Origin of the sequence: Geodermatophilus sp. DSM 44513, assembly GCF_032460525.1 — a bacterium.
Classification (GTDB): Bacteria; Actinomycetota; Actinomycetes; order Mycobacteriales; family Geodermatophilaceae; genus Geodermatophilus.
The window spans coordinates 1,146,197-1,155,454 of the sequence record NZ_CP135963.1 but is presented as its reverse complement, the minus strand read 5'-3'; the positions used below and the strand labels follow the sequence as shown (position 1 = coordinate 1,155,454).

At 76.3% G+C, this 9,258-nt stretch carries 11 protein-coding genes; 2 read left to right on the top strand and 9 right to left on the bottom strand.

Annotation, left to right across the window (positions count from 1 at the left end; translation table 11 throughout):
* Positions 1-10: 10 nt before the first annotated feature.
* The 5 genes from RTG05_RS05595 to RTG05_RS05575 all read right to left on the bottom strand — a co-directional run bounded on the left by RTG05_RS05595 (position 11) and on the right by RTG05_RS05575 (position 4,772).
* A complete protein-coding gene (locus tag RTG05_RS05595) occupies positions 11-1,234 on the bottom strand; it encodes an MFS transporter (protein ID WP_315912358.1) in 1,224 nt (407 codons plus the stop codon).
* On the bottom strand, positions 1,231-1,734 hold the full coding sequence (locus RTG05_RS05590; RefSeq protein WP_166527814.1) for a metallophosphoesterase family protein: 504 nt from the start codon (positions 1,732-1,734) through the stop codon (positions 1,231-1,233). Before RTG05_RS05590 ends, RTG05_RS05595 begins: the two co-directional genes overlap by 4 nt.
* 84 nt (positions 1,735-1,818) lie before the next feature.
* Entirely contained in the window at positions 1,819-2,748 is a 930-nt protein-coding gene (locus tag RTG05_RS05585) for a cytochrome c oxidase assembly protein (protein WP_315912357.1), read from the bottom strand.
* Positions 2,749-2,883: 135 nt separating this feature from the next.
* Positions 2,884-3,807, bottom strand: coding sequence for a cation diffusion facilitator family transporter (locus tag RTG05_RS05580; RefSeq protein WP_166527812.1), 924 nt, complete (start codon positions 3,805-3,807; stop codon positions 2,884-2,886).
* A 104-nt stretch (positions 3,808-3,911) separates the two neighbouring features.
* Positions 3,912-4,772 (bottom strand): M23 family metallopeptidase, encoded by an 861-nt coding sequence (locus RTG05_RS05575; RefSeq protein ID WP_166527811.1) that lies wholly within the window; start codon positions 4,770-4,772, stop codon positions 3,912-3,914.
* Between the two features lie 291 nt (positions 4,773-5,063).
* Between RTG05_RS05575 and RTG05_RS05570 the strand changes: the two genes are divergently transcribed.
* Positions 5,064-6,245 carry an alcohol dehydrogenase catalytic domain-containing protein gene (locus RTG05_RS05570; protein WP_166527810.1) on the top strand — a complete coding sequence of 394 codons (1,182 nt, stop codon included), beginning with the start codon at positions 5,064-5,066 and terminating at the stop codon, positions 6,243-6,245.
* A 137-nt stretch (positions 6,246-6,382) separates the two neighbouring features.
* Positions 6,383-7,585 carry an MFS transporter gene (locus RTG05_RS05565; protein ID WP_166527809.1) on the top strand — a complete coding sequence of 401 codons (1,203 nt, stop codon included), beginning with the start codon at positions 6,383-6,385 and terminating at the stop codon, positions 7,583-7,585.
* Between the two features lie 133 nt (positions 7,586-7,718).
* On the opposite strand, the gene RTG05_RS05560 is transcribed toward RTG05_RS05565, so the two are convergent.
* From RTG05_RS05560 to RTG05_RS05545, 4 genes are all read right to left on the bottom strand, one after another.
* Entirely contained in the window at positions 7,719-7,913 is a 195-nt protein-coding gene (locus tag RTG05_RS05560; RefSeq protein ID WP_166527808.1) for a three-helix bundle dimerization domain-containing protein, read from the bottom strand.
* A gap of 140 nt (positions 7,914-8,053) precedes the next feature.
* A complete protein-coding gene (locus tag RTG05_RS05555; RefSeq protein WP_166527807.1) occupies positions 8,054-8,479 on the bottom strand; it encodes a DUF1801 domain-containing protein in 426 nt (141 codons plus the stop codon).
* A 10-nt stretch (positions 8,480-8,489) separates the two neighbouring features.
* Complete coding sequence (locus tag RTG05_RS05550) at positions 8,490-8,615, bottom strand: hypothetical protein (protein ID WP_315912356.1); 126 nt, start codon at positions 8,613-8,615, stop codon at positions 8,490-8,492.
* Between the two features lie 10 nt (positions 8,616-8,625).
* A complete protein-coding gene (locus RTG05_RS05545) occupies positions 8,626-9,225 on the bottom strand; it encodes a class I SAM-dependent methyltransferase (RefSeq protein WP_166527806.1) in 600 nt (199 codons plus the stop codon).
* Between the last annotated feature and the right edge of the window lie 33 nt (positions 9,226-9,258).

Genomic DNA, 9,258 nt, shown 5'->3' with positions numbered 1-9,258 from the left:
CGGCGGGGGCTCACCGGGCGGCGGCGGCCCCGACCGCCTGCGGGGCGCCGGGCGAGCCCGCCTCGACCGCCCGGCCGGGCACCACGCCGACCGCCAGCGCCGCGGCGACCGCCGCCGCCGCGAACGCCGCCGGGTAGCCCGGCCCGTCCTCGACGAGCAGCGCGGCCAGCGGCACGGTGAGGGTGGCGCCGACGTTCTGCACGGTGTTGTGCGCGCCCAGCGCCCGCCCGGCCCAGGCCGACCCGGCCTGCTCGGCGACCGAGGTGAAGGCGATCCCGTTGGGGCTGACCGTGGCGACGGTCGCGACCACCACCGCGGCGGCAACGGCGGCGGGGGCGAGGACGTCGGGGGTGAGGGCGGCGACGACCGCGAGCCCTGCGACGACGACGGCGACCGCGGCCGCGGCCAGCCGCAGCGGGCCCACCCGGCTGCCGGCGCGGTCGGACCACACGCCCGCGCCCAGCCGCGCGGCGGCCCCGCCCAGCGCGGTGACCGCCAGCAGGGCGCCCGCCGCCCCCGCCGACCAGCCGGCCGCGCGGACCAGGAAGTCGAAGCCCAGCGCGGCGACGACGAACTGCGGGACGACGAGCAGCGTGCTGGCCGCGTGCACCCGCCACAGCACCGGTGTGCGGTAGGGCGACGGGACCGGTGGGGCTCCTGCGGGCGTCCGGGGCCGCGCCGGGTCGCGCACCAGGACCCCGATGAGGACGGCGGTGGCCGCGCACCCGGCGGCGAGCGCCGCGAACGCCGTCCCCGTGCCGCCGTCGGCCAGCCGCGGCAGCGCGAAGGCCGCCACCCCGACGCCGATCGGCTGCCCGGCCTGGCGGATGCCCATGGCCAGGCCCCGCTGGGTGGCCGGGAACCAGCCGAGCACCAGCCGCCCGCTGGCCGCGTGCACCGACGCGCTGCCCGCGCCGGCGAGCAGCAGCCACAGCCCGGTGGCCAGCGGTGTGGCCGCCACGGCGGCGCCGGCCAGGGCGGCGGCGGCGATGCCGAGCCCGGCGCCGAGCACCCGCCGCTCGCCGTACCGGTCGGCCAGCGCACCCCAGGCCAGCAGGCTGAGCACCAGACCGGCCGTGGGCGCGCTGACCAGCAGCCCGATCGCGCTCAGCGACAGGCCCTCGGCACGCAGCGCGACGGTGAGGAAGGGCAGCCCGTTCTGGACGGCGCAGGCGGCGACCAGGCCGAGCAGGCTCACCCCGAGGTGGCGCCAGCGGGCGGTCCCCGGCGTCACCTCGCGACCGGGTGCAGGGTCACGTCGCGCAGCACACCACCGTCGGCCACGGCGGTCAGGAACGTGCAGGTGGGCTGCCGGCGCCGGTCGGTCGGCGAGCCGGGGTTGAGCAACCGGAGACCGGTGGCGGCGGTGGTGTCCCACGGGATGTGGCTGTGGCCGAACACCAGCAGGTCGGTGTCGGGGAAGCGGGCGGCGCAGCGGGCCTCCCGGCCCTTCCGGTCCCCGGTCTCGTGCACGACGGCCAGCCGGATGCCCTCGATCTCCGCGCGGGCCACCTCCGGCAGCCGCTCGCGCAGCGCGCCGTGGTCGTTGTTGCCGTGGACGGCCACCAGCCGGCGGGCGCGCTCCTCGAAGCGGTCCAGCAGCGCGACGTCCACCCAGTCGCCGGCGTGCACGACGACGTCCGCGGCGTCGATGGCGGCCCACAGCGCGCGGGGGAGGTCGCGCGCCCGCCGGGGGACGTGGGTGTCCGCCGTGAGGACGAGGGAGACCGGCACGCCGCCATGGTCGCAAACGGCCGTCCCACGGCCCCCGTCCGCGCCGGTCGATCACGGAGTCGGTGCGGGCGACACGGCGGGGCGTCAGCCGCCGCGTGCGGCCAGGGCCCGGAGGCGCTCGTTGTAGGCGGTGAGCTCGGCGTCCTGGTCGCGGTCGGCGGCGCGGTCCTGCCGGCGGGCCCTGCGCTGCTCCGAGCCCATCCAGCTGTACAGCACCAGGCCCATCACGAAGACCGTCGGGATCTCACCGAAGGACCAGGCGATGCTCCCGGCGGCCTTCTGGTCGGCCAGCGGGTCGATGCCCCAGCCGGCGGGCGGGGTGGCGAAGGTGTCCACGACCAGCGAGCTGGCCATGAGGATCGCCACGCCGAAGAAGGCGTGGAACGGCATCGGGATGAGGAGCTCGAGCATCCGCCCGCCGTGGCCGGTCGTCCGCGGCCACGGGTCCTGGGCGAGGATCGGGCCGAAGAACAGCAGCCCGGTCACGGTGAAGTGGGCGAGCATGAACTGGTGGCCGAGCGGGTCGGCCATCAGGGTGTCGAACAGCGGCGTGAAGTAGACGGCGTACAGGCTGGCCAGGAACAGCGGCAGGGTGAACGCCGGGTGGGACGTCACGCGGGCAACCCGGCTGTGCAGCGCGTCCAGCAGCAGCGCCCGGGGGACGCCGGCCAGCGTCCGGCCGCGCGGGAGGGTCCGCAGCGCCAGAGTGACCGGGGCGCCGAGCAGCAGCAGCACCGGGGCGAGCATGGACAGCACCATGTGCTGGGCCATGTGCACGCTGAACAGCACCATGCCGTAGCCGCTGAGCCAGGTGCCGGTCACGGCGAACAGCGCGAGGCAGCCGGCGGTCCAGGACGCCGTCCGCCACCAGGGCCAGACCACACCGGAGCGGCGCAGCACCGCGACCGCGACCGGGTAGCCGACGAGGCCGAGCAGGCTCAGCACGGCCAGCCACGACCAGCCGTCCAGGTGGGGCAGGAAGAGCCGCCCCCAGGTCGGCGGTTCCGTCGGCATCCACATGTCCGAGTGGTCACCGTGCTCCACCGCTGCTGCCTCCCGCCGTCCGTGCTGCTGGTGACCGAATGGAACGGCCCCTCTGCAGGGTCCCACCGCGAGCGTGCGAGCGGTGGGGGGCAGAGGGGTCCTTGTTCATTCGTGGACGGGGGACTCGTGGCCGGCGTGCGCCGCGGCCTCCAGCTGGAAGGTGCAGTGCGCGACGTCGAAGTGGTCGCCGAGGCAGTCCCCGAGCGCGTCGAGCACCCGCCCCCCGTGGCCGTCGGCCAGCGCCTCGTCGCTGACGACGACGTGCGCGGAGAGCACCGGCAGACCGGAGGTGATGGTCCAGGCGTGCAGGTCGTGGACGCCGACGACGCCGTCCACGCCGAGGAGGTGTGCCCGCACGCGGTCCAGGTCGACCCCGCGCGGGGCGGCCTCCAGCAGCACGTCGACCGCCTCGCGCAGCAGCGACCAGGCCCGCGGCAGCACCAGCGCGGCGATGAGCAGCGAGGCGACGGTGTCCGCCGGCGTCCAGCCGGTGGTGGCGACGACGGCGGCGGCGGCCAGGACCGCGACCGAGCCGAGGGCGTCGCCGAGCACCTCCAGGTGGGCGCCGCGGACGGCGAGGGAGTCCCGCCGGCCACGGTGCAGCAGGGCCAGACCGCCGAGGTTCACCACCAGGCCGAGCGCGGCGACCGCGAGCACCAGGCCGGCGTCGATCTGCGGCGGGTCCCCGACCCGGCGGACCGCCTCGACGACGACGTAGCCGGCCACCGCCACCAGCAGCAGGCCGTTGGCGACGGCGGCGAGGACCTCCGCGCGCTGCCAGCCGAAGGTCCGCCGACCGCGGGCGGGCCGCTGCGCCAGGGACACCGCGCCGAGCGCCAGACCGATGCCGAGCGCGTCGGTGGCCATGTGCCCGGCGTCGGCCAGCAGCGCGAGCGAGCCGGAGACCAGGGCACCGGCCACCTCGGCGGCGGCCACGACGAGGGTGAGCACCAGGACGACGGCCAGCCGGCGGCGGTGGCCGGCCGACGCCGTCCCGACGGGCCCCCCGTGGTCGTGCCCGTGTCCCATCGACCCCCCTCTGCCGTCAGCTGCGGACCCAAGTGTCCACGGATGGCCACCCTCCAGGGGCCCGCGCCGAGCGTGCGAGGCGTGGGGAGGAGGGTGGTCCTCTTTCAGATCCGGACGCCGCGTTCCCGCAGGTAGGGCACCGGGTCGACCGGCTCGCCGTCCAGGCCGCCGCGGCGCACCTCGAAGTGCAGGTGCGGGCCGGTGGACTGGCCGCGGTTGCCGAGCAGCGCGATGGTCTCCCCGGCCTCCACCACCTGGCCGGGGGTCACCAGGACCTCGTCCATGTGGCCGTAGACGGTGACGTCGCCGTCGGCGTGTTGGAGGTAGACCGCCAGCCCGTAGCCGCTGGCCGGGCCGGCCTCCAGCACGATGCCGTCCATCGCGGCGTACTCCGGGGTCCGCATCGGGGCGGCGATGTCGATGCCGGCGTGCAGCGTCCCCCAGCGCGGTCCGAACCGGCTGGTCAGCCGGCCACCCTCGACGGGCAGGACCGCCTCGGGCCGGGCGGCCTCGACGGCGGCCGCGACCGCGCGCCGGTCGGCCTCGTCCTGCGCTGCCGCCGCGGCGGCGCGCCCGGCCTCCCGGGCGGTGCGGCTCGCGGCCAGCTCCCCGAGCCGTGCGGCGGCCTCGGTGTCCGGGACGACGGACGTCGCGCCGGCGGCCAGGCCCAGCTCCTCGGCCACGCTGACCGGGTCGGTGACGGAGACGTCGGCGGCGTCGGCGCGGGCCGCCGGGTCACCGGGGGTGACCAGGCCCAGCGCGCTCGCCCCGACGAGTGCGGCGGCGAGGTGGGCGGTCCGGCGGCGGGCCGGCAGCAGGGGTCCGCGGCGGCTGCGTCGTCCCGACGGGAGCGGCCGGGCGGGAGGGGCGCCCGACGGTCGTGCTCCCCCGGCGCGCTGCGTCGGGACGGTGTGCCGGGACGTCCGCGCCTGGTCGGGTCGGTGGTCGTGGCAGGGCTGGGTCATGCACCGGGCTTTCCGGAGGGGACGGGGTCGCGTGCGGTGCCCGGGGGAGCGGACGGGGGCCAAGTGAACACCACGTGTCCGTTTGGTGATCTCCGGGCAGGGGTATTGGCGCCGCCCCCCGTGAGCGCCGTCACCGGACGCCGCCCCGGTGGTTCGACGAACCGTCAACCGCTCCTCACGGGAGGTCAGCAACACGCCGGGTCGTCGGCCGGGCGGGGGCGATCGTCGTCACGGCGGGGCAGGAGCCCGGCGTCCGCCCCCCGACGACCCCGATCCGAGGAGCCCTCCCCCATGCGCGCAGTGACCTGGCACGGCCGAGCCGACGTCCGGGTGGACACCGTCCCCGACCCGGTGATCCAGGACCCGACCGACGTGGTCGTCGAGGTGACCTCCAGCGGCATCTGCGGCTCCGACCTGCACCTGATCGAGGTGATGGCGCCGTTCATGACCGTCGGCGACGTCATGGGGCACGAGCCGATGGGCGTCGTCCGCGAGGTGGGCCCGGACGTCACCGCGGTCCGGCCCGGCGACCGGGTCGTCGTCCCGTTCAACATCTCGTGCGGCACCTGCTGGATGTGCTCGCAGGGGCTGCAGTCGCAGTGCGAGACGACGCAGAACCGTGAGCAGGGCTACGGCGCCTCGCTGTTCGGCTACACCAAGCTGTACGGCCAGGTGCCCGGCGGGCAGGCGGAGTACCTGCGGGTCCCGTTCGGCAACACGCTGCCCATCAAGGTCCCCGACGGCCTGCCCGACGACCGCTTCGTCTACCTCTCCGACGTGCTGCCCACCGCCTGGCAGGCCGTCCAGTACGCCGCGACGCCGCCCGGCGGCACGCTGCTGGTGCTGGGTCTGGGCCCGATCGGCGACATGTGCACCCGGATCGCCCACCACCTGGGCATCGAGCACGTGTGGGCCTCCGACGTCGTCCCCGAGCGGCTGGCGCGGGCCACCCTGCGCGGCACGAACGTGATCCGCTCGACCGACCAGGAACAGGTCGTCGGCCAGATCCGCGAGGCCACCGCCGGCCGTGGCCCGGACGCCGTCATCGACGCCGTCGGCATGGAGGCGCACGGCTCCCCCGCCGCCTCGATCGCCCAGAAGGCCTCGGCGATCGTCCCGGACGCGCTCATGGAGAAGGTCATGCAGGTGGCCGGGGTGGACCGGCTGGCGGCGCTGAACACCGCCATCGAGGCCGTCCGCCGCGGCGGCACGATCTCGCTGTCCGGCGTCTACGGCGGCGCCAGCGACCCCATGCCGCTGAACAAGATGTTCGACAAGCAGATCCAGCTGCGCATGGGCCAGGCCAACGTGTGGCGCTGGGCGCCGGACATCCTGCCGATCCTCACCGAGGGCGACCCGCTGGGCGTCGACGACTTCGCCACCCACCACGTGCCGCTCGAGCAGGCGCCCGAGGCCTACGCCAAGTTCCGGCAGAAGGAGGACGGCGCGGTCAAGGTGCTGCTGCAGCCCTGAGCCGCACCGTGTGAGCAGACCCACGCGGCGTCCCGGGCATGCCGGCCCGGGACGCCGCCTTGCTCCCGGCGAGACCTCCCCCACGGACGACGCAGTCCGAGCCCCTGCCCGGAACCGCACCGTCCTGGAGCCGCCTCGTGCCCCGCGCCCTGCTCGCCCTGTCCATCGGCGCCTTCGGCATCGGCACCACCGAGTTCGTCGTCATGGGCATGCTGCCGGAGGTCGCCGAAGGGCTCGGCGTCTCAGTGCCCTCGGTGGGACTGCTCATCTCCGCCTACGCCGTCGGTGTCGTCCTCGGCGCCCCCACCCTGACCGCGCTCGGCGTGCGCTTCCCGCCGCGGCACACCCTGGTCGGCCTGATGGCGCTGTTCGTCGTCGGCAACGTGCTGTCGGCGGTGGCGCCCAGCTACGAGACGCTCGCCGCCGCCCGGGTGCTCACCGCGCTGGCCCACGGCTCCTTCTTCGGCGTCGGCGCGGTCGCCGCCCGACGGCTGGTCGCACCCGAGCGCTCCACCAGCGCGATCTCGCTGATGATGGTCGGGCTGACCCTGGCCAACGTCGTCGGCGTCCCGCTGGGGACCTTCGTCGCCCAGCAGACCAGCTGGCGACTGGTGCTCGGCGCCATCGCCGTGGTCGGCCTGGTCACCATCGCCGGCCTGCTCGCGTGGATGCCGCGGGACCTGGGCGAGCCCGGCGACCTGCGCACCGAGCTGGCCGCGTTCCGTCGCGGCCGGGTGTGGCTGGTGCTCGGCCTGACCATGGTCGGCTTCTCCGCGCTGTTCGCCGTGTACAGCTACGTCAGCCCGATCCTCACCGAGCTGAGCGGCCTGCCGATCGGGTGGGTGACCCCGGTGCTGGCGCTGTTCGGCATCGGCACGACGGTGGGCACGTTGGTCGGCGGGCGGCTGGGCGACCGCTACGGGTCCTCCTTCGTCGTGGCCGGCCTGCTGGCCACCGCCGTCGTCCTGGCCGCCTTCGCCGTGCTGGCCCGCACCCCGGTCGCCGCGGTCGTGCTGCTCGTCCTGTTCGGGACGCTGGCCTTCGGGCTGGGCCCGGTCGTGCAGAACGGCGTCATCGAGGCGGCGCGGGTGCCCGGCGGCAGCCTGGTCTCGGCCGCGAACCAGGGCGCGTTCAACGTGGCCAACGCCCTGGGCGCCGCCCTCGGCGCGGGCGTGCTGTCCGCCGGCCTGGGTTACACCGCGCCGATCTGGGTGGGTGCCGTGCTCGCGCTGGCCGGCGCCGGGCTCGCCGTCGTCGTCCGCGCGGCTGAGCGTCGGGACCGGCTGCAGCCCCCGGCCGGGGTGGACGCCGTCCCCGTGGGGTCCCGCGCCGCAGCCTGAGCCGCACCTCCCCCGTGATCATCGGCCTGAGCCGCCCCTCCCCCGTGATCATCGGCAGGTGGCGCCCCGACACGCCGACGGGAGCAACCACCCGCCGATGGTCACGGACGGTCGCCGGCGAGCGCGCGGGCGGTCAGCCGACGGACTGCAGCCGTTCCCGGGCGAGGCGCTCGACGAGCTCGGGCAGTGCCGTGGCCGGCACCCCGCTGAGGTCCTGGCGGCAGGTGCGGACCACGGTGCCGATCACCTGCGGGCGGAGCCGCGTGCCGAACTCGTCCGCGAGCCGGGCGACGGCCTGGTCGACGGCGGGGTCCTCGGTCAGCGTCATGCGGGGGGCGCCTCCGTGCGCGGGGGAAGGAGCGTCGGTCGGACGCCCTCGGCGTCGGCCCCCACGGTGTCCCTCGCGAGGCGGTCGCACCAGGGACCAAGGTCACTGTCGCAACCCCCAGTTGCGGAACGCCCGGGCGGTCAGCCGGCCAAGCAGCCGTTCGTGCCGTCCCGGGTCGCGGCCACGGCGTCCCGCACCAGCGTGGTCAGCTCGGCCCGGTCGACGCGGTCCAGCGAGGTGAACCGGATGCAGCTCCGCCCGCAGGACACCCGCCCCAGCCGCGCGGCGCGCGCCTCGGCGAGGTACTCCCCGTCGACGACGGCGGAGACGTACAGCGACAGGTGCCGCCGCTGGGCCGCGAGCAGGAGCAGCGGCCAGGTGGTCGTCTCCCTCGCCGACCGCGGCCGGTAGGGCACCAGGCCGTAGCCCAGCGCCCGGCCGGACCCCAGGGGCACCAGCTGCCGGTCGATGCTCGGTGCGGCCGACCGCACCAGCTCGTCGACCCGACGCAGCTCCGCCTCGCGCGGGCCGGCGGCGGCGAACCACTCCTCGACCCCGGCGTCCACGACCGCCTCCTCAGGCCAGCGCGATGGACAGCACCGTCGCCGCCGCGGTGACCAGCAGCGCGACCACCAGCACCGTGGCGACCAGTCGCCGGCGGCGCTGCGCGTCGGGACCGCCGGCCCCGCCCATCCCCATCACGGCGCGCAGGCTACCGCCGGGGGACGACGGGACGACCGCTCCGCCGACCCCACAGCAGGGTGTCCAGCGCGGTCCCCGCCGGCGACTCGCGGCGGACCTGCTCCAGGCGGTCGACCTCGAGCAGCCCGGCCACCGGGGCCAGCCGCGCGACGCTGTACAGGATCGCCGGGTCCTGCGGGCCACCGACGCCGTGCGCGACGTTGTCGGCGTCATGGCCGAGCACGAGGAGGTGCCCGCCGGTCCGCAGCCAGCCGACCGCGCGGCACAGCAGGTCCGTGGTCTCGGGCTCCGGCAGGTGCAGGTAGGCGACGAGCACCAGGTCCAGCGATCCCGCGGCGGCGTCCCAGGCGCGGACGTCGGCGGTCACCCAGGTCACCCGGTCCGCACCCGGCCGGGCCCGCCCGCGGGCGAGCCCGGTGGCGGAGAAGTCCACGGCCGTCACCCGCCAGCCGCGGCCGGCCAGCCACAGCGCGTGCCGGCCCTCCCCCGCCGCCAGGTCGACCGCGTCCCCGGGCGCCAGGTCCGCGAGCAGCTCGGCCACCAGCGCGTTGGGGCCGCCCGACCACTGCTGCTGCGCGGCGTAGCGCGCGTCCCAGTCCGCTGCCTGCACGCGCGGAGTCTGTCAGCCGGAGGACACGTCGGA

Coding starts and splice junctions, on each gene's coding strand:
- RTG05_RS05580 (WP_166527812.1), bottom strand. CDS start 3,807: ATGGGACACGGGCACGACCACGGGGGGCCCGTCGGGACGGCGTCGGCC.
- RTG05_RS05585 (WP_315912357.1), bottom strand. CDS start 2,748: ATGCCGACGGAACCGCCGACCTGGGGGCGGCTCTTCCTGCCCCACCTG.
- RTG05_RS05575 (WP_166527811.1), bottom strand. CDS start 4,772: ATGACCCAGCCCTGCCACGACCACCGACCCGACCAGGCGCGGACGTCC.
- RTG05_RS05560 (WP_166527808.1), bottom strand. CDS start 7,913: ATGACGCTGACCGAGGACCCCGCCGTCGACCAGGCCGTCGCCCGGCTC.
- RTG05_RS05570 (WP_166527810.1), top strand. CDS start 5,064: ATGCGCGCAGTGACCTGGCACGGCCGAGCCGACGTCCGGGTGGACACC.